Here is a 25,513-nt window from a genome sequence, read left to right on the forward strand (position 1 = left end):
TGTGTGATTTGTATACGGATTGCGGCGCTTTGTGCTCGTGCCCCGGGTGGACGGTGGCGGACCTTTGTACTTCAACAAACCGAATACAATGAAAGCGATTAAACAAGTAGCCCTCGGGAGTGAGGGATTGATGGTTTCCCAGGAAGGCCTGGGGTGTATGGGGATGTCTACCTTTCAGGGAGGTACCATGTACGGTACCCCCGATGAGGCGGAGGCCCTGGCTACGATCCACCGGGGCATCGAGCTGGGCATCACCATGCTGGACACGGCGGATATGTACGGTCCCTACGACAACGAGCGGCTATTGCGCAAGGCACTCGCCGGTGGTAAGCGGGATTCCGTTACTCTAGCCACCAAATTTGGCTGGGAGATCGATGAGGCGGGGATGGTCACCTATCAATTCAGGGGTGACCCTGCTTACGTCCGTAAATCCATCGACCGCTCCCTGACCAACCTGGGCACCGACCACGTCGATCTGTATTACCTGCACCGGCTCGACCCCAATACCCCGATCGAGGATACGGTAGGCGCCATGAGCCGCCTCGTCGAGGAAGGCAAGGTCAACTACATCGGGCTCTCGGAAGTGCCGGCCGACATCATCCGCCGCGCCCACGCCGTTCACCCGATATCCGCCATACAGACGGAATATTCCCTCTTCGAGCGGACGGTCGAAGAAAACGGCGTGCTTGCCTTGTGCCGCGAACTCGGCATCGGTTTTGTGGGCTATTCGCCTCTGGGCCGGGGTTTTCTCTCCGGCGAGATTACGTCCCCGGATGATTTCGAGGAGAACGATTCACGTCGGATGTTCCCCCGTTTCCAGGGAGCGAACTTTTACAAGAACCTGGAATTGGTCAATCAGCTTGGGTTGATGGCCGAGGAAAAGGGCATTACCCCGGCCCAGCTGGCGCTTGCCTGGGTGCTCGCGCAGGATGTCGTAGCCATTCCCGGAACCAAACGCCGGAAGTATCTTGAGCTCAACCTGGCGGCCGCCGAGATTCAACTGACGACGGGGGAGTTGGAGGCCATCGATGCCGTGCTACCGCTCGGCAGCGCCGCCGGAGCCGCCTATCCTACTTTTTCCTGACGATGAAGAAACCGACCGACAACATCCGGGTGATCGATACGCTGGCCGACTACGCCCGGCTATGTGGTCACCCGGCGCCGGCCCATCCGCTGGTCACCCTGCTGGACCTGAAGAAAACGCGGGAACGGATGGCCGGGGAACCGCCCCGCCCCTTCGAGCCGATCGTGCAAAACCTTTACTCGATCGCCGTTAAACGCGGACTGAAGGGCACCATCTATTATGGCCGGCGGACCCACGACTTCAGTTCGGGCGTCCTGACGTTCATGGCGCCGGGGCAAATGTTCTCCGTGGATAAGAATCTGGATATTTCCGAAATGGCGGGTTGGTCGCTGCTCTTTCACCCGGACCTGCTGTACAGCTATCCGCTGGGCCGAAAGATTGCCGAGTACGGCTTTTTTCACTACGACACCACGGAGGCGCTGCATCTGTCGGCGGAGGAGGAAGCCATCCTTGACGACGTACTACGGGGTATCGAAAGAGAGTATCTCCGGCCCATCGATTCCTTTAGTCAGGACGTAATCGTATCGCAGCTGGAAGTACTGCTTACCTACGCCGATCGCTTTTACCACCGGCAGTTCGTAACCCGGGCAAAAGTGCCCCACGATTTGCTCTCCCGCTTCGAAAGCCAACTGCGGGCGCATATGGTCGGGGAGGATGGCCACCCGGTCCCCACGGTCGGTGTGCTGGCCGGAGAGCTAGGGGTTACACCCGCCTACCTCAGTGACATGCTGCGGTCGCTGACCGGTCTGACCACCCAGCAGCACATTCACCAGGCCGTCATCGAGAAAGCGAAGGGGATGCTGTTAAGTAGCTCCCGCACCGTAGCCGAAACGGCCTATGCGCTGGGATTTGAATATCCGCAGTACTTCAGTCGGCTTTTTCGGCAGAAGACCGGAATTTCGCCTACGGAATTTCGCCGACAGTCAAATTAGGAGCGGAAGCCGCTAAATTCCTACTCCCGTGACCAAATAACAAGGGGAAAGGAAGGCTGCGGCGCGTTAACGTAAACGCATCGCGACGGGAAGGGTGTGTAAAATTTTGCCATGAGGGAGCACAATATTTGAAAGGTTATTCCAAATGGCCTATATTCACCGTGACTAAATCGTTTAAGTACGATTCGAAACTTAATCTGACACCGTAAATTGTTTATCAATGGTCATGCAATGCCAGGCCTGGATAGGAACGCTCCTATTCAGTGCAGCACTCCTAACGCCGGGTACCACCGGTTTACTTGCTGCTGATAATTTTCTCACCACGCTAGATCATGCGCATTCAGAACGCTATTCCCTTACAGTGGAAAGCGAAGACGAGCGTGTTCTTACCGGTAAGGTCGTCGACGCCGAAACCGGTGAGCCGTTAATCGGAGCGACGATACGGGTGAAGGGGAGTAGCGGCGGTACGGTCACGGACCTCGACGGGAATTTTACGCTTACGGTGCCGGATGGTCCGGTGACCCTGGTGATTTCTTCGATCAGCTACGCCACCGAGGAAATTCTGGTCGACGAGCAGTCGGAAATCGTTATCGAGTTGTCTACCGACGTGCAGTCGCTGTCCGAAGTGGTAGTTGTGGGGTACGGTACCCAGCGCAAATCGGACGTAACCGGCGCCATCGGTACCCTCAGTTCGGAGGAACTGCTCAAGGCACCCGTCACCAACGCCATCCAGGGCCTGCAGGGCAAAGTGGCCGGCGTGAACGTCTTCCTGAACTCGGGGGCACCCACCGGAAGCCCGCGGGTACTGATTCGGGGCCTCGGTACGATCAACTCCAGCTCTAGCCCGCTGTACGTCGTTGACGGGGTGGTCATGGAGGACATTCAGTTCCTGAACCCCAACGACATCCAGAGCATGGAAGTACTGAAGGACGCTTCGGCCACCGCCATCTACGGGGCGCGGGGGGCCAACGGGGTCATCCTGGTTACTACGAAACGCGGACCCAACACCGAGGGCATCGTGGTCGGCTACGACGGCTACGTCTCGGCGGGCAATCTGCGGAAAAAGATGGACGTACTGAACGCCGAGGAATGGCTGGAGGTAGTCCGCCGCGGCATGGAAAACGCCCCGCTGTACGGCGGCACGGACCCGGGATTCACTACGGATAATCCGCTCTTCTTCGACGAGAACGGCGACCCGCTATACGATACCGATTGGCAGGAGGAGACGACGCGCACGGCGATCTCCCACAGCCACCAAATCTCCATCCAGCAGCGGACGGGCAAATCCTCCTACGGCGTATTCCTAAACTACACCGGTACCGAGGGCATCATGCTAAACAACTACCTCAACCGCATCTACGGTAAGGTCGCCTATGAGGGTACGCCCAAAGACTGGCTGACCTTCGGCTTCAACCTGCTGACCAACCGCACGAAGGAAAACAGCTTCGAGGAAGGCGGTGGCGGCCAGTCTCCCCGCCGGACGATGATCGAGATGCCGGCCATCTTCCCAATCCGCTTTCCGGACGGAACCTACTCCCGCAGCACCGACCTGGGGGGCAACTTCAACCTGGAGGCCATGGCCAACCCGGTGCACGTACTGGAAACCCAGGACCGGCTGGCCAAGCGGACCCAGATTTTCGGAAACGCCTACCTGGTCTTCAACATCGCCGAGGGCCTCAACTTCCGCACCCAGTTCGGTTTCGACAACCACGACCGGCTGTTCCAGAATTACAGTCCGCGCGACCTGATCAATATCTCCGACCCCCTGGGTTTCGCCAGCCAGAGCAACCAGCAGGTGAGCTACTGGCAGCAGGAGAACTACCTCAACTACAATAAGCTGATCGGCGTCCACAGCATCAGCGGGGTGGCAGGCTTCAGTTTCCAGAAACGCACCGACGAGAGCTACGGCATCGGCGTACGGGGCTTCGCCGACGACTTCTTCCGCTTCAATAACCTCGGCGCCGCCAGCCAGCCCGAGGCACCCTCCTCCGGCTACAGCGACTGGACCCTCAACTCCTACTTCCTCCGCGGCAGCTACAGCTACGACGACCGCTACCTGCTGACTCTTACGGGTCGGGTGGACGGCTCCTCGCGCTTCGGTGCCGGTAATAAGTACGGCTGGTTCCCCTCCGTGGGCGTGGGCTGGGTGCTGTCGAACGAGGAATTTCTGCAAGGTAGCCCCACCATCAGCCAGCTGAAAATCCGCTCCAGCTTCGGTATCACGGGGAACACCGAAATCGGCTCCTACCAGTCGCTGGCTACCGTCGGCTCCGGAACGACCCTGATCAACGGCCAGCGCGTGACCAGCACGGTCATCAACGGACTGGCGAACCCCGACCTGCAGTGGGAAAGAACCCAGCAGTTCGACGTGGGCTTCGACCTGTCGCTGTTCAACTACCGCGTCGGCCTGGAAATGGACTACTACTACAAGCTGACCACCGACCTGCTGCTGGCCCGACCGCTGCCCCAGACGACCGGCTTCGGATCCATCTTCGATAACATCGGCTCCGTGTCCAACCGCGGGATCGAGGTATTGCTGACCACCCAAAACGTGGTGACCAACAACTTCACCTGGAGCTCCAACCTGAACTTTAACTACAACAAGAACCGGATCGAGAAACTCGGCGAGAACGACGAGGACATCGAGTCGGGCCCCTTCTGGGTATCCGGTAGCCAGACCATCCTGCGGGTGGGCGAGCCGCTATCTTCCTTCTGGGGTTACCGCCGCCTGGGCACCTGGAACACCGACGAGGCCGACGAGGCCGCAGAGGTAGGCCGCATCCCCGGCGAGGCCAAGCGGACCACCGAAAAAGAGATTATCGGCAGCGGCCTTCCCGACGTGACCGGCAGTTTCATCAACGACTTCACCCTTGGCAACTTCGACCTGTCGATCAACCTGCAGTTCGTCCTGGGTGCCGACATTATGCAGCAGTACTACCATTCGGTCGAGGACCGCTCGGGCATCGCCAGCGGCCTGCGCACCATCCTGACCGACGCCTGGACGCCGGAAAACCAGAACACCATGGTGCAGCAGATTCGCCACCAGGCCTGGGCCGGCCAGAACAGCGAGGTCGACGACCACTGGGTCGTCGACGGCTCCTACCTGCGGGGCAACGCCTTCACCCTCGGATACAACCTGGGCGGCGGCGCGCTGGATCGCCTGAACCTGAACCGGCTGCGTGTTTACCTGTCGGCCCAGAACCTTTTCGTCGTCCACAGCGACGAATTCCAGGGCCTGGACCCCGAGGCGACTTCCTGGGGGGGGAATCAGTGGGGACAGAACATCTTCTTCTTCCAGTACCCCCGCCCCCGCACCTTCACTTTCGGCCTTAACGCACAATTCTAACGACCATGAATACGATCAAATCAGTCTTCCTACTGCTACTGTGCGGGGCGACCTATTCCTGCTCCGATTTTCTGGAGGAGGAGCCGCGCAGCGAAGCCAGCCTGAATCAATTCTTTACCGAACCGGCCCACGCCGAGAACGCCGTGAACGCCCTTTACCGTGACGGCGCCCCCGCCCTGTGGATGAACGGCGGCGTCTATAACGGGCGGGATATCATGTACGGCCCCTATCTATCGGGCTTTTTCGAAAACAATTACAAGGGGCAGTACGCCTACATCGGCTTTGCCCAGCAGTTGCAGCTTAATGCCATCAACTCGAACTCGATCCTGAATACCTACTGGTCGCAGATGTACCGGGAGATTAGCCGGGCCAACAACGCCATCAAGTACATTCCGACCACCGAAGGGGTCAGCGAGGCGCAGGCCAACCGCCTGCTCGGCGAAGCCCGCTTCTTCCGGGCCTGGGCTTACTTCATGCTGGTGCGCCACTTCGGCGACGTGCCCCTGATCGTAGAACCCTACGAGTCGCTGAACGACATTTACCGGCCCCGGAATTCAGCGGACGAGGTCTATGCCCTCATCGTACAGGACCTGGAATTCGCCGTGAATTCCGCCGGGCTCGCCGAAGAGAACATGATCGAGAACGGCTACCGTGTCTCCAAACCGGCCGCCGCGGCCCTGCTGGCCGACGTGCAGCTGACCCGCAGTGGATTCCCGCAACAGAACGATAACTACGCCGCCGCCGCGGCGGCGGCCCGCACCGTGATCAACGGTGGAAGCCACTCCCTGGCGCAGAACGATCTGGACGGAAGCGGCGATGTCGATCCGGAAAACAGTGCCTACAATAAGATCCGCCGGCAGGAGCTGACGGCCATTGCGCAAGAGTTCGTCTACCCCATCGAATTTACCATCGGTATCGCCGGTTCGGGCTACCCGGCCTATACCTATCCGGTGACGCTTACCAACCAGACGAACTACAGCATCACGAACCAGGCCTACGAGCCCCGCGACGAGTTCCTGGCGATGTACGACGACGAGGCGGATCTCCGTATCCAGAACAAGCAGCTCTGGCATAATACCTACACGAACGAGGACGGCGAAACGACCACCTTCCGCTTCCAGCCGTATCTATGGCACGACGACCAGGCGCTCTTCGGAACGACCAACCGCGCCAACTCCGAACTGGAAGTCGCCGCTTACACCTACGCGGAAGTCCTCCTGATCGCCGCCGAGGCCATTGCCCGCTCCGAGGGCGTCACCGCCGAGGCCGTCGACTACCTGACCCAGGTCCGCAGCCGCGCCTATTTCATGCAGGATGCCGAGGATATCCGTGCCGAATTGGCGGGGCTCTCCGTCCAGGAATTTGTCGAGGAAGTCTGGACCGAGCGGAATCGCGAACTGGCGCTGAACTTCAAGATCTGGTTCGATATGGTCCGGACCCGAAAGTACCCGGAAGCCAATGACGGTAACGTTACTTTCGTTGACCTGGTCGGCCGCGAAAATACCTGGGGATCGACCTACCAGGAACGCAACCTGCTCCTTCCCCTGCCCGACCAGGAATTGCAGCGGAATACCAACCTGGGACAGAACACGGGATACTAGGTCTCCCGGGCGAAATCGCCCCGCGACGGACGATTGGGCGATGAATAGCGCCCGTTGGTACCGGATTTGCTAGCTTGCCCGCCAAGTCTAATGCCATCCACCGATGCGTCCGTTTACCCTATTGCTGTTCGTACTGCTGGCCGGTGTAACCACCGGCCAGCAGTGGAACACGGAGGACGGTCCGCAACTCACGCCGCGCATACGTCAATACGCTAAGTCGGACTACGGCGCCGATAACCAGAACTGGGACATCACCCAATCGCCCGAGGGCGTCCTCTACGTGGCCAACTCCGGCGGCGTACTGCGCTTCGACGGACTCAACTGGAGCGTCCATCAGTTACCCGGCCGGCCGTCGGTGCGCTGCGTCACCCGCTACGCGGACCGCCTCTACGTGGGAGGGTACGGGGAATTCGGTTACTTCCGCCTGCGGGAAGGCCAGTTAGGTTCCTATGTATCCCTGAGCGCGACGCTTCCCCCGGAGGAACAGGGGGAGGAGATCTGGAACATCGAATTACTCGACGGAGGGGCGGTGGTCTTCCAATCCTTTTCCCGGCTGTACTGGTACGTCGGTGACGCGCTCCGCGTAGCGGTACCCGGCGATATCATGTTCGCCCACGCCGCCGGGGAAGCCTTACTCTACCCCGTAACGGGGGCGGGCATCTACCGGCAATCGCCGGGTAAGGAGGCCGTCCCGTTGCCGAACAGTGACCCGGGCGGGCAACCCATCGTCGGCCTGGCGGGTTCGGCTGACGAGCTGTTGGTCGCTACCGCGGGCGGCGTCTTCCGGTACGGGCACGACGGCTACGGATCGTGGTCCACCGTGGCCGATAGCCTGCTGTTCGGGCAGCAGATCAATCGACTGATTCGGCTCGGCGGGGGCGAGGTCGCCGTCGGTACCATTACCAGCGGGGTATACGTGTTCGACTCGGGAGGCAAACTGCTGCATCACCTGAGCTACGGACGGGGACTGAGCAACAACACGGTATTAGCCCTTTTCGAGGATCGGGACGGGAATCTATGGACGGGGCTTGATGGGGGGTTGAACCTCATCGTCCGGAGCGAGCCCCTGCTTTTTTACCGGTCCGGGGTCCGTCCCATCGGCTCGGCCTACGCGGCGGCGCACTACGGGGGCAGCTTTTACGTCGGCACCAACCAGGGCTTGTTCCGCTACCGACCGGAACCCGGCCAGTTTATCCTCGTGCCCGGTACGGCCGGGCAGGTATGGGAACTGAGGGCTACCCCCTACGGGCTACTGTGCGGTCATAACGACGGGACCTTCCTCGTCGAGGAAGATCGGGCAAACCTCATCTCCCCGCGCTCCGGTGGCTGGCAGAGCGTTTTCGTCGATGGTGACAGCACCCGGCTGCTACAGGCCAACTATGCCGGACTCAGCCTGATCGATCTTGCTAAAGCGACGGGAAGCGGCGCAGCGGAAGCGGAGCACCGGTTGGAAGGGCTGCTCGCCCCCCTGCGGTACCTCGCGTTCACCGGGCCACGGCGGGTACTGGCCCTGCACGGGTCCCGGGGTGCTTACGACATCAGGTTGTCGGCGGACCTCCGATCCATCGAACGGGTAGATACCCTGACTAGCCCGGATCTCATCCGGCCGCTGCTGGTGCGTTTTGGGGATACGCTGCTGGTTCAGACCGACGACGGGATCTATCGCTACAGGGACGGAGCATTCAACGAGCTGACCGCTTTTCGGGGGGCCGCCCTGACGCCGGGCACTTACGTGCTTCCCGGTCGGGAGGGCAGTGGGGAATGGTTCAAAGTGGATCCCGACCGCATCGTACCCTACCGGAAGGAGCGGGCCCTGGCAGCCTACCCGGTTACCCTAAGACGAAGCTTTCCGGCGCTGGTGGCCACCACCGATTCGACCTACCTTTTTTGCCTGGATGACGGCTTCGCGCTTTTCGACGCTACGGGCGCAGCGGCGGAGCTGGACAGACGGGAGTTGCTACTGGATTATGCCGGGGTGACGGGGCGGCGGGTGGAAGGAGCAGCGGTCAGCATCCCTTACGCGGAGAATGATTTGCGGTTTGCTTATGCGCTACCGGTACTCGATCGTCCGATCCGGTATCGGTCCCGGTTGCTGGGCTTTAGCGACGCCTGGTCCGAGTGGTCGACGCTCGGGGCAAGAGAGTTCACCAACCTGGAAGAAGGCGCTTATCGCTTCGAGGTGGAGGCCGACTGGTTCGGCGCCGGGGCCACGGCATCCTTCTTCGTGCGCCCGCCCTGGTACCGCACGGGACTGGCCTACACGGCGTATGCGTTGTTCCTGGTCGGCCTGCTCTACGCCCTCTACCTGCAGCACCGGAAGCGACTGCGGCTACAGGCGCGGAAACTGGAAGCACTACGCCAGCGCCAGCTACAACGGCAGCGGATAGAGGCCCGTAACGAGCAACTGGAAGCGGAGAACAGGCGCAAGAGCCGGGAGCTGGCGAACACCACCCTTACGCTGGCCAAAAAAAACGAGATGCTGCTGGACCTAAAGGGGGAGTTGTCGAAGTCTTCCGGTAGCCCCACCATCGGAAAAAGCTCCCAAAAACTGCTGCGGCTGATCGACCGGAACCTCAACAACGAAGAAGACTGGGCGATCTTCGAGTCGCACTTCAACGAGGTACACGAGGCTTTCCTGAAACGGTTGCGGGGGGAGCACGCCGATCTGACCTCCGGCGACCTGCGGTTGGCCGCGTACGTCCGGATGGATCTGAGTTCGAAGGAAATCGCGCCCCTGCTTCACATTTCCATTCGTGGGGTGGAGAACAAGCGATACCGGCTGAGAAAGAAGCTAGGGTTAGAAAGTAATGACAACCTGAATCAGTATTTGCATGATTTCTGAGCAAATCGTACACATGGCGTAGTCGCGGTGAGGTGAATTTATAGGTTTTAAAGGGGTTTCGGGAGAACTTTGGTGAAGTGATGGTGGATTATATCCTGCACACGCTGCCAAGTCGATCGTACATGAAACTAGCTTTACTTCCTTACCGAGCCGCCTATCTGGGGTTGCTCCTTACCGTCACCACCGCTGTTTTGCGAGCCCAGGCCGGCACGGTGACCGGCGTAACGGCTACGGCCTACGACCACCACGTGGAGATTAACTGGGAGCAGCCCGCCGACCCTTCCATCGATCGGGTACGGATATACGGATCTACCGACGGGGAAACCTTCAATCTGATCGGCTCGACCAACAACGTGGAGACGCGGCTGGTGCACTTTGTCGGCGACCAGGGCGTGACGGGCCGCTACTTCCTCCGGGCGACCGGCAGCGGTGGAACCCTCGGGGAGCCCTCGGATACGGTTTCGGCGACCACCTACGCCATGAGCGATTCCGCCCTGCTCGACATGGTGCAGGAATATACCCTCCGTTACTTCTATGACTTCGGGCACCCGGTATCCGGCATGGCCCGCGAACGCAACGCCGGTAACGTCGTGACCACCGGCGGCACCGGCTTCGGCCTCATGGCCCTGATCGTGGGCGCCGAGCGCGGGTTCATTACCTACGACCAAGCCCTGGAGCGCACCAACAAGATCGTCGACTTTCTCGGGGAAATTCCCCGATTCCACGGTGCCTTCGCCCACTGGTACAACGGCTCCACGGGGGAAGTGATCCCATTCAGCGCGCCCGATAACGGTGGCGACCTGGTGGAAACGGCCTTTCTTATGCAGGGGCTGCTGACCGCGCGGCAGTACTTCGCCGGCGACGGGGAAGCGGAAAGCGGCCTGCGCGACAACATCAACGAGCTCTGGGCCGGGGTCGATTGGAACTGGTACCGCAACGGCGGGGACGTGTTGCTCTGGCACTGGTCGCCGGACTTTCGCTTTCAGATCAACCTGCCGATCCGCGGATTCAACGAAACCCACATCGTATACCTACTGGCTGCCGCCTCCCCGACGGAGGAGTACCGCATTCCGGCTTCCCTCTACCACACCGGCTGGGCGGGCGGCAGTTATGAGACTAACAATGTCTACTACGGCATTCCCCTGCTGGTGGGCGAACTGAAGGGCGGCCCACTCTTCTTCAGCCACTACAGCTATATGGGATTCGACCCCCGTGGCATCACGGACGATTACGCGAACTACTTCGTCCGCAACACCAACCACACCCGCATCAACTACCAGCACGCCCTGGACAACCCCTACAACCGGGAGGGCTACGGCCCGAACGTATGGGGCATCACGGCGAGCGACGACCCCGACGGCTATGCGGCCCACTCGCCGAACAGTTCGGCCCTGGACAACGGTACCATCGCGCCGACCGCCGCCCTGGGCAGCATGCCTTACACCCCGGAGGAAAGCATGAACGCGCTGAAGTATTTCTACCGGGAGCTCGGCGACCGGATGTGGGGGCCCTACGGCTTCTACGATGCCTTCAACCTGGACCGCGACTGGTACGCTGACAGCTACCTGGCCATCGACCAGGGGCCCATCATCAACATGATCGAGAACCACCGCAGCGGGTTGCTGTGGGATGTATTCATGACGAGCCCGGAGATTGACCCTGCCCTTACCGCCGTGGGATTCGTGGTGGATACGACCACGACTACCGCCGTAGCCGAAATGCCCGCTTTTATGAAGGAGCGGCCCACGGTTTTTCCGAATCCCGCGACCGACCGCGTCACGCTATCCCTGCACCCCGTCCGTGCCACCACCGTAAGCGTGGACCTCCTGGACGCCAGTGGTAGACCGATTCGGAACCTGATCCCCAACACGGCCCTGACGGCCGGGCGCACGCGACTGCCCTTGCACCTGCGCTCCGGCGCAACGAGTGGCCTGTATTTCCTCCGTATCCGCAGCCCGGATGGCACCACCGCGGTGCCCCTGCTGCTCAACCGATAATTATTAGCGCTTAAATCGATTCTACCATGCAAAGACTTTTACTTCTTTTATGCTGCCTTGCCGCCGGGTTCGGCCTGCGGGCGCAAACAACCGTCCTCTCCGACTTCGAGGGCGATGACGATCTGGTTACCTGGGAAGCCGTGGACGGCACCTATAACGGGGTGGTGGAAAACCCCGAGGATACCACCGGGATCAACCCCAGCGCCAGCGCGGGATCGTACACGAAGAGCGGCGAACATGCCTATAGTCAGTTCGTCGGCAACTTCGCCGAGCCACTGGACCTGGCTACCCAGAACGTCTTCACGATCCAGGTGTACGCCGACACCAACACCTCCTTCATTCTGAAACTGGAGGGTGCGGTGCCGGCCGAGAACATCGAGAGGAAACAGAACATCGCCACGGCCAACGTGTGGCGGACCTACACCTTCGACTTCAGCGCGGCGGCCGAGCAATTTGACGCCACGCGGGTGCTGATCTTCTTCGACGAGAACGTCGAGACGACCACCAATACCTACCTGATCGACAACTTCACGGTGCGTGAAGGCGGCCCCTGCGCGGGCACGCCCGTAGACCCGCTGGTGATCGACAATTTTGAGTGCCAGCGCAACGCGACCTACGGCATCGGTTACAACGACGTGGAAGTGATTGCCAACCCCGAAAAGAACGGCATCAATACCAGCGACAGCGTCGGACGCTACACCGACCAGGCAGAAGCCTACCACGCCTTGGTCATCGACTACGACGAACCGATCGACCTGCGGGAGAATGCCCAATTCTGTATTAAAGTGTGGGCTCCGGTGGCCGGTGAACTGCTCTTCAAACTGGAGAGAACCGGCGGCCAGTATGAGGAAGGCGTCCAGATCACGGAAACCAACACCTGGGTGGAAGCCTGCGTCGACTTCAGCGGCGAAGCGGGCGAGGACTATACCCGCTTCGTGCTCTTCTTCAATGCCGGCCAGGATGGTACGGACGACGTTTATTACATCGACGACATCACCCGCTCGGAGGCCCCCGTGGCCGAGGCCATCGAGGACTTCGAGGACGGTGCCTCGCTGAACTGGATGGCCGGCGGCAACAACGGTACCTTCAACGGGGTAATCGCCAACCCGAATATGACCGGTGCGAATACCAGCGAGAACGTCGGTAGTTATACCCGCGGCTCGGCGCAATTCGCCTTCCTACAGGCGGAACTGCAGGAAGCGCTTGATCTAAGTACGGAGCCCCAGATGAATCTGGATGTGTGGGCGCCGGAGGGAGCCACCAGCGTGACCATGCAATTGGTAAGCGCCTTGGACGGCGCGGTCAGCGTAACCGTTCCCCTGACCGCAACGCAAAGCTGGCAAACACTTAGCTTCAACTTTGCAGCGAACGCCGGCACCACCGATTTCAGTTCGATTCGGTTGCTATTCGATTCCGGCACTACCGGCACCGGTACGTACTACTTCGACAATTTGTTTCAGGGAGCAGGAACGACGGATGAATGCGCGGACGTGGAGACCGATCTGCGGATACTCGATGACTTCGAGTGCCAGCGCAACGCCAACTACACCGTCGGTGCCGGCGACCTGAGCGTGGTGGATAACCCCGACGGGGAGGAGGATAGTGGAAACGAGAGCGATCGCGTCGGCCGGTTCGACGATCCGGTCGGTATGTTCAGTGCGCTGGCCATCGGCTTCGACAGTGCCATCGACCTGAGCCTGAACAATCAGTTGCTCGTCGATATCTGGGCCCCGGTCGCCGGTGACATCATCTTTAAGCTGGAGGGCGGTACGGCCGCTCCCGTGGAAATCCGCCGGACCATTCCCCAGACGGAGGCGTGGGTGATGTACTCCGTCGACCTGTCGGAATACGAGGGCGACGGCTACGAGACCCTGGTCATGTTCTTTGACGGAGGTGCCGGCAGCACCGTGGTGAATACCTACTACGTGGACAACATCCGGCTGAACCGGCCGCCGTACACGACCAGCTGTCTCTCTACCTTCGAGGATGAAGACTACACGCTGAGCGATTGGACCTATTTCGCGAACGGGGGCTTTGAGGGCAACGACTTCCTGATCGTGGAAAACCCTGACCCCTCGGGCATCAATACGAGCGCCGAAGTAGGGCAATTCGAAGAGGCCAACGATGGCCTGGCCTTCGCCGGGCTGGCTGCGGACCTGTCCTCGCCGGTCCAGTTAGTCAATGGAGCCAAGACCGGCACGGTAAAGGTTTGGATGTCCGTTGCGGGCGAAGTCTGGTTGAAATTGGAACGACCACGCGGCGATGCTCCGGGTAGTGGAGACGTTAAAGCGCAATACACGACACCCGGCGAATGGCAGGAACTGACTTTTGATTACAGCGCCCTCCCCGATGGTGCGATGTACGACCGCGTTTCGATCCTGATGAATGCCGCTGCCGTACCCGCTCAAGCGCAGACCCACTACTTCGACGACCTGGCTTTCGGCGGTGGCGACTGCGCCAACCTGACCGGCATCTTCACGCCCGTGCGCATCGACGCCCTCCGGGCCTTTCCGAACCCGGTGACCAGCCAATTGACTATTGACAACCCGAACCAAGCCGTCCGCTTCACCCTGACCAATATGCTCGGCCAGCAGGTGAAGGAGCTGGTAGCGGCTGGCGACGGAGCGCAGGTGTACTGGTCGGTAGATGATCTCCGCCCCGCCACCTACGTGCTCGGTGCCTACGATCGCAGCGGTCGCCTGGTGGCCCGCTCCCTCATCGTCAAGCGCTAACCCCCGACCCGTAACCCCCGGAGGATGTAGCCCATCCTCCGGGTTTTTGCCACCTAACTACCCTAAAGAAATATGAGACTACTTCCCGTACTGTTGTTGTTGATCCTGGCTGCCTGTCAGCGCGCTCCGGCCGATACGACCGATGCCGGGACGGTAGCGGAAAACCGCGACTTCAGTCTTGACGAACTGCAACGCCGCACCTTCGGCTACTTCTGGGAGCGCGCCCACCCGGAAACCTACCAGGTCCCCGACCGCTGGCCCACCGACCGCTTCAGCAGCATCGCGGCCACCGGCTTCGGCCTGACGTCCTACATCGTCGGGGCCGAACGCGGCTACGTGACCCGGGCCGAGGCCGCCGAGCGGACGCGGAACACGCTGGAAAAGCTGTGGACCCTGCCCCAGGGACCGGAGATGAGCGGTGTGGCCGGCCACAAGGGCCTGTTCTACCACTTCCTGAACAACGACGATGCCCTCCGCTACGGCGACGTGGAGCTTTCCACCATCGACACCGGCCTGCTCATGGCGGGCGTGCTGTCGGTGATGAGCTACTTCGACGGCGACGGCGAAGACGAGCGCCGTATCCGCGAACTGGCCGACCAGCTCTACCGCCGCGTAGAGTGGGACTGGAGCCTGAACGAAAAAGGCCGCATGAGCATGGGCTGGCGCCCCGACCGCGGGTTCATCCCCGCCGAATGGAACGGCTACAACGAGGCCATGATCCTGGTCATCCTCGGCCTCGGCTCGCCGACCCACCCGCTGCCCGACGACGCCTGGGAGCGCTGGACGGAGGGTTACGACTGGCAGGAGTTCCAGGGCTACGAGCACCTGAACTTCACGCCGCTCTTCGGCCACCAGTACAGCCACATGTACGTGGACTTCCGCGGCATTCAGGACGACTACATGCGCGAGCAAGACAGCGACTACTTCGAAAACAGCCGCAAGGGCACCCTCAGTAACCGGGCCTACTGCGTCGATAACCCCGAGAACTTCGCGGGCTACGGACCCAATCAGTGGGGCCTGACCGCCTGTGACGGTCCAGGTGGACTGGACACCATTGTGGACGGGGTGCCCAGGGAATTCTATTCCTACCGGGCACGCGGTGCCTCCGCCGACCACATCATCGATGACGGCACCATCGCGCCCACCGCCGCCGGCGGATCGGTGCCTTTCGCCCCCGAGGAAAGCATCGCCGCCCTCGAGCATATGTGGACCACCCAGTACGACAGCCTCGTCGGGCCCTATGGCTTCCGCGACGCCTTCAACCCGACCTACACCTATGGTGAAGGAAACGAGAACGGCTGGTACGACGTCGACTACCTCGGCATCGATCAGGGCCCGATCCTGATCCAGATCGAAAATCACCGCTCGGAACTGATCTGGGAGGTGATGAAGAAAAACCCCTACGTACGGCGTGGCCTGGAACGGGCCGGGTTCACCGGGGGATGGATGGAGGAGTGAATGGCTGAATTTTTGAATTACTGAATTGGGCCGGCTCGCTGGCCTGCTTAGCTGAATTAACCGAATTATGAACAAAGCTTTATTACTGATGCTGGTCCTGCTATCCGCGGGGCTGCGCGCCCAGCAGGTACCCGACTGGTACGACGCCGGGCACGAGCGGCGCATCGACAGCCTGTTGGACATCATGACCCTCGAGGAGAAGGTGGGGCAGATGACGCTCTTCACCAGCGACTGGGACGTGACCGGTCCGACGATCCGCGAGGGCTACCAGGATGACATCAAGACCGGCCGGCTGGGCGCCATCTTCAACGCCCATACCGCCGAATACAACCGCAACCTGCAGCGCATCGCGGTGGAGGAGACCCGACTGGGTATTCCCCTGCTGTTCGGCTACGACGTGATCCACGGCTACCGGACCATCTTTCCCATTCCCCTCGGCGAAGCCGCCAGCTGGAACGCGGAGGCCGCCGAGGAATCCGCCCGCATTGCGGCCCGCGAATCCGCCGCCGCCGGCCTGCACTGGACCTTCGCTCCGATGGTCGACGTCGCCCGCGACCCCCGCTGGGGCCGGGTCATGGAAGGCGCCGGCGAGGACGTGTACCTGGGCAAGGTCATGGCCGCGGCCCGGGTAAAGGGCTTCCAAGGCGACGACCTGACCGATCCGCTCACCATCCTGGCCTGCGCCAAGCATTTCGCCGCCTACGGGGCGGCCCAGGCGGGGCGGGATTACCATACCGTAGACATCTCCGAGCGGGTACTGCGCGACATCTACCTGCCGCCCTTCAAGGCCGCCCTGGACGCCGGGGTAGCCACCTTCATGACCAGCTTTAACGAGCTGGACGGGGTGCCCGCCAGTGGCAACGAACACCTGCTCACGGAGATCCTGCGCGACCAGTGGGGCTTCATGGGCTTCGTGGTGACCGATTACACCAGCATCAACGAGATGGTCCCCCACGGTATCGCCACCGATTCGGCCGCCGCCGGGGAGCTGGCCATCGAGGCCGGGGTGGACATGGATATGCAGGGCGCCATCTTCTACGAATACCTCGCTGAGCAGGTCCGCAGCGGCGCGGTAGCCCAGTCCCAGATCGATGAGGCCGTGCGCCGTATTCTCCGCATGAAGTACGCGCTGGGCCTTTTCGACGATCCTTACCGCTACTCCGATACGACCCGCGAAAGCGAGAACATCCTGACCGAAGCCAACCGGGAAGCCGCACGGCGGATCGCGCGCGAAAGCTTTGTGCTGTTGAAGAACGAGGACAATGTGCTGCCGCTAGCGAAAGACGGCGGCCGCATCCTGATCACCGGGCCACTGGCCGACAGCCAGGAAGACATGCTCGGCGCCTGGCACGGAGACGGGCGGGCCGCCGATGTCATCACCCTCCTGACCGGTATGCGGGAAGCAGCGGGCGACAAAGCGCAGGTGCAATACGTTTCGGACATGACCGAAGCCATCCGCGCCGCCCGACGTGCTGACGTGATCGTTGTAGCCGCCGGCGAAACCTGGGAAATGAGCGGGGAAGCCGCCAGCCGGGCCGACATCGGCCTGCCGGGCGACCAGGGGGCAATGATCCGCGAGCTGGCCGCCATCGGCAAGCCCGTCGTGGTGGTGCTCTTTAACGGCCGGCCCCTAGCGATTCCCGGCGTGGATTCCACGGCCACGGCCATTCTGGAAGCCTGGTACCCGGGTACGGAAGCCGGTCATGCCCTGGCTGACGTGCTCTTCGGTGATCATAACCCCGGCGGCCGGTTGCCGATGACGTTCCCGCGCTCCGTCGGCCAAGTCCCCATCTTCTACAGCATGAAGAACACCGGGCGCCCCATGGACCCGAACAACAAATACACCAGCAAGTACCTCGACGAAAGCAACGACCCGCTGTATCCCTTCGGCTACGGCCTGGGCTACACCACCTTCGAATACGGTGCCCCGAGCCTGGAATCGGCTACCATTACCCGCAACGACACCGCCCGCGTGTCGGTGGAATTGACCAATACGGGCTCGGTGGCCGGCACCACCGTGGTGCAGCTGTACGTACAGGACGTGATCGGCTCCGTCACCCGCCCGGTACGCGAGCTCAAGGCCTTCGAACGGGTCGAACTGGCCGCCGGCGAAAGCCGCACCGTGACCCTGGAACTGACCGAGGAGGACCTGTCCTTCTACCGCCGCGACATGACCTACGGCAGCGAACCCGGCGCGTTCCGCATATACGTCGGCGCCGACGCCACCACATCCAACGCTATCTCCCTGACATTAGAATAACTACCCTATTATGCAACGATCATTTACCATCCTATTCGCGCTGCTCGTCAGCCTGGGGCTATCGGCCCAGGTGACGGTAGACGGTATCGTCACCGACGGTACCGAACCGCTCATCGGCGTCAGCGTGCAGGTGCCCGGCACGACCAGCGGCACCATCACCGACATTGACGGGCGCTACGAACTCACGGTTCCCGAAGGCGGCGACACCCTCTCTTTTTCCTACATCGGTTTCACCACCCAGGCGGTGGCGATCAACGGCCGGACTACCGTCGACATCGTCCTTGGCGAAGCCAGCGAAGTCTTGCAGGAAATCGTAGTCGTGGGCTACGGTATCCAGCAGAAGGACGACCTGACCGGCGCCGTCGGTGTGGTCGAATCGGACCAGCTGACGGATATTCCAACCCAGTCGCTCGGCCAGTCGCTGCAGGGTAAGGTCTCCGGCCTGCAGATCATCCCGGGTTCCGGCGCGCCGGGTGCCGACGCGATCTTCCGGATCCGCGGAGTGGGTACGCTCAACAACGCTGACCCCCTCTTCGTGGTGGACGGCATGATCCTCAACGACATCTCCTTCCTTAACCCCCAGGACGTGGAGAGCGTCTCCGTGCTTAAAGACGCCAGCGCTACGGCCATCTACGGTGCCCGCGGTGCCAACGGGGTGATCATCGTGACGACCAAGCAGGGCGACGGCGAGGGCCAGCTCACCATCAACGCCTACGCTGGCACCCAGGAAGTGGTGCGGCAGATCGACGTGCTGAATGCTACGGAGTACGCCACCCTGGTCAACGAGGCCGACGTGAACGTGGGCCGCCAACCGCGCTTCCCTAACCCGGAGCAGTACGGCGAGGGTACCAACTGGCAGGACGTGATCTTCCAGCAGGCCCCCATTTATAATGCCCAAATATCCTTTCTGGGAGGTGGCGAGGAATCCAGTTTTAACCTCAGTGCTAACTACTACAAGCAGGAGGGCATCATCCGGGGCTCGGGCTACGACCGCTTCACGGCGCGCCTCAACAACACCCGCCAGGTGAAGGACTGGCTCACCGTAGCCGGCAACCTGAACCTGGGCTACAATACGTCCGATAATATTCCGACCGGAGGTGTGCTGCTGACCGCCTACCGCGCCGACCCCATCTCGGTGCCCCGCGACTCGGCCGGCAACTTCGCCGATGCCTCCGCGATCGGAAACACCGGCAACCCCCTGGCTACGATCAACTACACGAACGACCGCAGCCAGACCTACCGGGCGGTGGGGAATACCTACGCCGACGTGACTTTCCTGGACGGCTTCCGCTTCCGGACCAACTTCGGTCTCGACTTCGTATATGACCGGAACCGAAACTTCTCGCCGGTATTCCGCGTCGGCCCCAGTCAGCAGAACCTGGAAAGCGACATCAGAATAACTAACGCGTACCGCCGTAACTGGCTCTGGGAGAATACCCTGAACTACAATAACACCTTCGGTGTCCACCAGGTGGATGGCGTAGTGGGTATTACATACCAGGACAATTTTGGCGAATTTATCGAGGGAGCCCGCCAGCGGGTGATCGGTGATGACCCCAGTTTCTACTATCTCGACTCGGCCGACCCCACCACCGCTACCAACGCCAGCGGAATCCGCGGTGGCGACTGGGGACTGGTCAGCTACCTCGGCCGCCTGAACTACACCTACGATAGCCGCTACCTCCTCACGGTGTCCGGCCGGGTGGACGGATCGAGCCGCTTCGGGCAAAACTACCAGTACGGCTTTTTCCCCTCCGTCGGCCTCGGCTGGAACGTCAACCGCGAAGCCTTCTGGAACGACGGCGGACCCATCAGCCGCCTGAAGCTCCGGGCCAGTTGGGGGCAGACCGGTAACGACCGCATCGGTGACTACCGCTACGTTCCCCGGGTAGCCAGCGCGCTCGGCGCGGTGTTCGGTAACGAACCCGTACTGCTGCCCGGCGCTACCCTGACCAGCCTCGCTAACCCCGATCTGCGTTGGGAGGAAACTACCCAGACCGACGTCGGAGTGGAACTCGGCCTGTTCAACAACCAGTTTCTCTTCGAGGCCGATTTCTACCGCAAACTGACGAGCGATATCCTGTTCGAGGCGCCCATCCCCGATTACATCGGCGCTAATCCTGCCGTGCGCAACGTAGCCGAAGTGCTGAACCGCGGCGTCGACCTGAGTGCCAGCTGGCGCGCCGGTAACGATGCGTTCCGCTATAATCTCGGCGCCATCGCCAGCTTCGTGCACAACGAGGTGATCAGCCTCGACGGAGACACCGAAAACTTCTTCGGTGGTGCACTAGGGGTAGGCGGCCAACTCGGTACGAACTCCCGGGTAGGTTCCGCAGCCGGCTCTTTCTACGGCTACGAGGCCATCGGCGTGTTCCAGAACGAGGAGCAGCTGGGTCAATTCGCGCAGCTTGGTAACCAGGGCGTCGGCGACATCATCTTCCGCGACGTTAATGACGACGGCGTGATCGACGCCGCCGGCGACCGGGTCGTACTCGGTTCGGCCATCCCGGACATGATCCTCGGCATCAACGGCTCCTTCGCCTATTCCGGACTGGAGCTGAGCTTCGACATCACCGGCCAGTTCGGCAGCGAGGTCATCAACGCCAAGCAGATGGCCCGCTTCGGTGCCTATAACTACGAGGATCGCTGGCTCGACCGCTTCACCGGCGAGGGGACCAGCAACACGATCCCGCAGGCGACCATTGGCGGACAAAACTTCGAGCGCTTATCCTCGCTTTACGTAGAGGATGGCTCGTACATCCGCCTGCGGAACGTGACGCTCGGTTACCGCTTCGCTTCCGACCTAACCGACCGCCTCCGGATGCAATCGCTGCGGGTATACGTCAACGGTACCAACCTGGTCACCAGCCAGGAGTACAGCGGCTACAACCCCGAGATCTACAACGACAACGTTTTCGACAACGGCATCGACGGCGGCACCATTTACCCGATCGCCCGCACCATCACGGCCGGTATCGACATCACCTTTTAAGCACCCTAATCATGCACAACATGAAATCGCTATATCAAATTCTCGGGCTGGTCGTCGTACTGGGCGCCACGGCCTGTACCGACGTACTCGACCGCACCCCCCAGGGCGAATACACCCTGGAAAACTTCTTCCAGAGTGAGGAACAGGCCGTGCAGTCCGTCAACGCCGTCTACAATCAGTTGCGGCAGTGGGAAACCCACGTATTCAGCTTCATCGGCATGACCGACATCGTCAGCGACGACTCCGACAAGGGCAGTACCACCTCCGATGGTTTCTTCCTCCAGGAGGTCGACCAGTTCACCCACACGCCGAGTAACGTGGCCCCGGCCGCGGTGTGGTCCGGCTACTACACCGGCATTTTCCGGGCCAACCTCGCCATCACGCGCATTCCGGACGTACCGGAAATGGACGAGGGGCTAAGGCAGCGCCTCATCGCGGAAGCCTCCTTCCTGCGGGCCTATTACTACTTCAACCTGGTACGCTGGTTCGGAGGGGTCCCCCTGATCCTGCAGCCCTTCCCGGATGACTTCGAAATCCCCCGTACCCCGGTGGATGAGGTGTACGCCCGGATCGAGGCCGATCTCACCTTCGCCATGGACAACCTGCCGGCGAGCTACAGTGGCACGGACATCGGCCGCGTAACCAGCGGGGCCGCCACGGGTCTGCTGGCGAAGGTAGCGCTGACCCGGATGGACTACGACCAGGCCGCCAATCTGGCCCTGGAAGTGATCAACGGCGGTGAATACGCGTTGCTTCCCAACTATTCCAACATTTTCACCCTCGACGGGGAAAACAGCCGTGAAAGCCTTTTTGAAGTCCAAGCCGCGGCCTTCGAAATCGGTGGCGGCGGAAGCCAGTACAACGAGGTGCAGGGCGTACGCGGGGTGCCCAACCTGGGCTGGGGCTTCAACCGTCCCAGCGACGACCTCATTGCCGAATTCGAGCGCGGTGATCCCCGCCGGGAGGCGACCATCCTCTACGTAGGGGAAATCCTTCCCGACGGTTCCGGTATCGTCGAGGGTGACGAAAACATCGACGGCGAACGCTTCAATCAAAAAGCGTTCGTCGCCGAGCACCCCGGCGGCAACGGCAACGGACCCGGAAATATCCGCATCCTGCGCTACGCCGACGTGCTGCTCATCGCCGCCGAGGCGCTCAACGAGCTTGGCCGGCAGGAGGAAGCCCGGATGTACCTCAACATGGTACGGGAACGCGCCCGGGGTGGCGCCAATGTCCTGCCCGACGTGACCACCACCGACCAGGGCGAATTGCGCGAAGCCATCTGGCACGAGCGCCGCGTGGAGCTGGCCCTGGAGCAGCACCGCTGGTTCGACCTGGTGCGCACCAACCGTTCCTTCGAGGTGATGAACCCCCTGCGGCCCAACTTCACCGCCAATAAGAACGAGCTCTTCCCCATTCCCCAGGTCGAGATCGACCTCAGCGAGGGCGTCCTGGAGCAGAACCCCGGTTACAATTAAAATCGGCGTAAACCTGGAAAAGGAGCGGGAGCGACGGTTTAAGGACCGCGCTCCCGTTTTTTATTCACCCGGAACCGCTTACCTTGCTCCCATGCAACGTCGATCCACAACCCCCTTTCTGCTGGCCCTCTGTGCCTGCCTGCTTCCTGCCCTGCTGTCCGCCCAGCAGTTCCGCGCGCTACTCGTTACCGAGACCGCCGGTTGGCACCACGGGTCCATCACTTCCGGTATCCCCGCCCTGGAAAAGTTGGCCGAACGCCACCAGTTCGCGATCGATCGCCAGCAACATGCGCTGCCCATCTCGGACGCCTCCCTGGAGAAATACGACGTCATCATCATGCTGAATACCACCGGCGACCTTTTCAACGACGAGGAGCAGGCTGCGTTCGAGCGGTTCATTCAGTCGGGCAAGGGATGGGTTGGTATTCATTCCGCCTCCGATACCGAGTATGACTGGGCCTGGTACACCCAGCTGGTGGGGCACATGTTCAACGTGCATCCCCACAACCAGACCGCCATGCTGCAAGTGCGTGACGGTAATTTCCCGGGCCTCGAGCGCTGGCCGGAGCGGATGCTCTGGACGGACGAATGGTACGATTTCCAGGACGCCACCGTCGACGACCTGAATTACATCCTGACCGTCGACGAGACTACCTACGACGCTACCGCCGACTGGGGAGCCAAGAAAACGGACGGCATGGGCGAACTGCACCCCATCGCCTGGTACCACGACTTCGACGGCGGACGTGCCTTCTACACGGCCCTCGGCCACATCGACCAAACCTTCGAGGACGCCTTCTTCCTCGAGCACCTCTACGGCGGCATCTACTGGGCGGCAACGGGCAAGGGCCTGCCAACCAAGAAGTAGGATTTTGACGGCGAGCGGCGCGCGGGAAACGGGCTAACCCCAAAGCCGGTACGCCTGAATGCCGGCGAGCAGCACGAACAGGGAACCCACCAGCAGGTGAAAATGGTGGGTAATGTAGTGGGCGTGGCGGTCGATCCAGATCGCACCGAACGCATACCCACTTAGAATAACCATGCTGCCCGCCCCCGTGCCGACTACGAACAGCACCTTCGCCATCACTGCGGTAGATAAGGCGTCGTCGGACATCAGCCAGCTACCAATAGCGAAGTAGTAGGGAATGGCGATGAAATTCAGTAAGGCTACGCTGACACCGGAAGAAAAGGGGTTTTCCACCTTATGTTCCGCCCGTTGCTCCTCCACGCTTTTATCGGACCGGCTTTCGCGGTACCACTTGAAGAAGAAAAACATCGCCAGGAAAACGAGTACCGGAACGGCCCACCAGCTGAGCAGCTCCACGATGTCGGGATTTTGCCGGAGGTAGTTGGCCCCCACGATTGCGATACCGGCCTGCACGGTCATGATCACACTGATGCCCGCGGCGTAGCGGACCGCCGCCCACTTGTCCGCGTCCAGGCTACAGTTCACTACCGACATATTCAGCATACCCGGCAGGAGAACTGCACCCAGCGATGCAGCCAGGCCGAGCAAAAAGGCAATCGGGTAGTCCAAGGAAGCGGTTTTAGACAGAAATTAAAGGTGCCCCCTGATAACTACGCCGATTCCGACTATGTTGGATTACCGGCCCTGGCGGTCGAGTTGATCCACGATTGGTCCGATGGCCGCCTCCCAGATATCGTAACCGGCGGCGTTCATATGCAGGTTATCGCCTACGAAGATGTCCTTGCGTACGGTGCCGTCGGGCAGCAGCGCCGGAGTCCATACGTCGACGAAGTAGGTGTGATCTTTCGATTCGGCAAACGACGCCAAACGGTCGTTGGCGGCTTCGTAGGCTTCCTTCAGATCCCAGCGGGCCACGCTCGGCTTGGGGGAGATGAAGACGACGGGCACCTCCCCGCCCAGGTTTTTGGCGATCATCTTCCGTAGCTTCCTGGCGGCCTGGAGTACGTTCTTGGGCGAGCTGCCGGCGGCGATGTCGTTATCCCCCTCGTACACGAACACGGCCTTGGGCTGGTAGGGGTAGATAACGCGGTCGGCGTAATGGAGGAGGTCGTTGAAGTTGGAGCCCCCGAACCCGCGGTTAAGTACCCGGTGGCCTTCCAGGTCTTCGGCGAGCGTTTTCCACATTACTACCGAGGAACTGCCTACGAAGAGGATAACCCCCGGAGCTACGGGATCTTCCGCGTCGGCGGCTTCGAAATTTTCGATGGCTTCTTCGAAACGGGTGGGATCGGGAAGCTCCTGGGCGGTTAGGCCCGCGGTCAGTAGGCAAAGGAAAAGTATCGAGCGGATCATGCGCCTAAATTACTACGAACCGGGTTAGCGGGTGCTTGGCAAGACAGTGTTTTGGATTCCGTGCGGTTCCTGCGCTCCGGCGCCAAAATAGCGTGCCGCTCAGGGCGCGGGCAGGATGACGTAGGAGGTGTAGTCCGGCGCGTCTTTGCGCAGGGTAGCCAACGGGCCTGCCGCGGGTACGGGAAGCCCGCCGATTTGGCGTTTCGCCCGATGGCTGCGGAAATTGTCGCCGGTTTCCACCGCGTCCGCCCGCCCGGGCACCGGAGCCAGCCGGGCGTGTCCGGTCGGCCGATCCTCGATGACCAGGACTTCGCCCGACGCGAGGTTGCCCGCGAAGAATTGGCGGAAAACCGGTTCCCGGTGGCGATCGGAACTCCGGTGCTGCTGCCACAACTCCGGATCCCGCGCGACCGCGAAGCCTGCCGGACGATCTTCCGCTTGTAGGGGGCGGAGGCGAACTAAATCGTCTTGCAAAATCGCCGGGATAGGAAGCATGGGAACGAGCGCGCC

The 25,513-nt window shown here is 61.2% G+C and carries 15 protein-coding genes; 12 read left to right on the forward strand and 3 right to left on the reverse strand.

Features of this window, described 5'->3' with window-relative positions:
• Window positions 1–88: 88 nt before the first annotated feature.
• The 12 genes from CLV84_RS18425 to CLV84_RS18480 all read left to right on the forward strand — a co-directional run bounded on the left by CLV84_RS18425 (window position 89) and on the right by CLV84_RS18480 (window position 23,590).
• Window positions 89–1,084, forward strand: a complete 996-nt coding sequence (locus tag CLV84_RS18425; protein ID WP_104421539.1) for an aldo/keto reductase — start codon at window positions 89–91, stop codon at window positions 1,082–1,084.
• 2 nt (window positions 1,085–1,086) lie between these two features.
• Window positions 1,087–2,016, forward strand: a complete 930-nt coding sequence (locus CLV84_RS18430) for a helix-turn-helix domain-containing protein (protein WP_104421308.1) — start codon at window positions 1,087–1,089, stop codon at window positions 2,014–2,016.
• A 220-nt stretch (window positions 2,017–2,236) separates the two neighbouring features.
• Complete coding sequence (locus CLV84_RS18435) at window positions 2,237–5,362, forward strand: SusC/RagA family TonB-linked outer membrane protein (protein WP_211295300.1); 3,126 nt, start codon at window positions 2,237–2,239, stop codon at window positions 5,360–5,362.
• A gap of 5 nt (window positions 5,363–5,367) precedes the next feature.
• A complete protein-coding gene (locus tag CLV84_RS18440; RefSeq protein WP_104421309.1) occupies window positions 5,368–6,963 on the forward strand; it encodes a RagB/SusD family nutrient uptake outer membrane protein in 1,596 nt (531 codons plus the stop codon).
• A 103-nt stretch (window positions 6,964–7,066) separates the two neighbouring features.
• Complete coding sequence (locus CLV84_RS18445) at window positions 7,067–9,805, forward strand: helix-turn-helix and ligand-binding sensor domain-containing protein (protein ID WP_104421310.1); 2,739 nt, start codon at window positions 7,067–7,069, stop codon at window positions 9,803–9,805.
• 122 nt (window positions 9,806–9,927) lie between these two features.
• On the forward strand, window positions 9,928–11,802 hold the full coding sequence (locus CLV84_RS18450; RefSeq protein WP_211295301.1) for a glucoamylase family protein: 1,875 nt from the start codon (window positions 9,928–9,930) through the stop codon (window positions 11,800–11,802).
• 26 nt (window positions 11,803–11,828) lie between these two features.
• On the forward strand, window positions 11,829–14,534 hold the full coding sequence (locus tag CLV84_RS18455) for a T9SS type A sorting domain-containing protein (protein WP_104421311.1): 2,706 nt from the start codon (window positions 11,829–11,831) through the stop codon (window positions 14,532–14,534).
• A 72-nt stretch (window positions 14,535–14,606) separates the two neighbouring features.
• Complete coding sequence (locus tag CLV84_RS18460) at window positions 14,607–15,992, forward strand: glucoamylase family protein (protein ID WP_104421312.1); 1,386 nt, start codon at window positions 14,607–14,609, stop codon at window positions 15,990–15,992.
• A 67-nt stretch (window positions 15,993–16,059) separates the two neighbouring features.
• Window positions 16,060–18,252: a glycoside hydrolase family 3 N-terminal domain-containing protein gene (locus tag CLV84_RS18465; RefSeq protein ID WP_104421313.1), complete on the forward strand. Its 2,193-nt coding sequence runs from the start codon at window positions 16,060–16,062 to the stop codon at window positions 18,250–18,252.
• 10 nt (window positions 18,253–18,262) lie between these two features.
• Window positions 18,263–21,244, forward strand: coding sequence for a SusC/RagA family TonB-linked outer membrane protein (locus CLV84_RS18470; RefSeq protein WP_104421314.1), 2,982 nt, complete (start codon window positions 18,263–18,265; stop codon window positions 21,242–21,244).
• A gap of 20 nt (window positions 21,245–21,264) precedes the next feature.
• The gene (locus CLV84_RS18475) at window positions 21,265–22,722 is read left to right on the forward strand and encodes a RagB/SusD family nutrient uptake outer membrane protein (protein WP_104421315.1); all 1,458 of its coding nucleotides are present in this window, start codon (window positions 21,265–21,267) and stop codon (window positions 22,720–22,722) included.
• A gap of 91 nt (window positions 22,723–22,813) precedes the next feature.
• On the forward strand, window positions 22,814–23,590 hold the full coding sequence (locus tag CLV84_RS18480) for a ThuA domain-containing protein (RefSeq protein ID WP_104421316.1): 777 nt from the start codon (window positions 22,814–22,816) through the stop codon (window positions 23,588–23,590).
• 33 nt (window positions 23,591–23,623) lie between these two features.
• Here the strand turns inward: CLV84_RS18480 and CLV84_RS18485 are convergent, their stop codons facing one another.
• The 3 genes from CLV84_RS18485 to CLV84_RS18495 form a co-directional block, all read right to left on the reverse strand.
• On the reverse strand, window positions 23,624–24,259 hold the full coding sequence (locus CLV84_RS18485) for a LysE family translocator (protein ID WP_104421317.1): 636 nt from the start codon (window positions 24,257–24,259) through the stop codon (window positions 23,624–23,626).
• Window positions 24,260–24,325: 66 nt separating this feature from the next.
• Complete coding sequence (locus CLV84_RS18490) at window positions 24,326–25,003, reverse strand: GDSL-type esterase/lipase family protein (protein ID WP_104421318.1); 678 nt, start codon at window positions 25,001–25,003, stop codon at window positions 24,326–24,328.
• Window positions 25,004–25,102: 99 nt separating this feature from the next.
• Entirely contained in the window at window positions 25,103–25,477 is a 375-nt protein-coding gene (locus CLV84_RS18495; RefSeq protein ID WP_146088873.1) for a GNAT family N-acetyltransferase, read from the reverse strand.
• Window positions 25,478–25,513: the final 36 nt, after the last annotated feature.

The sequence above is a fragment of the Neolewinella xylanilytica genome, assembly GCF_002934605.1.
Classification (GTDB): domain Bacteria; phylum Bacteroidota; class Bacteroidia; order Chitinophagales; family Saprospiraceae; genus Neolewinella; species Neolewinella xylanilytica.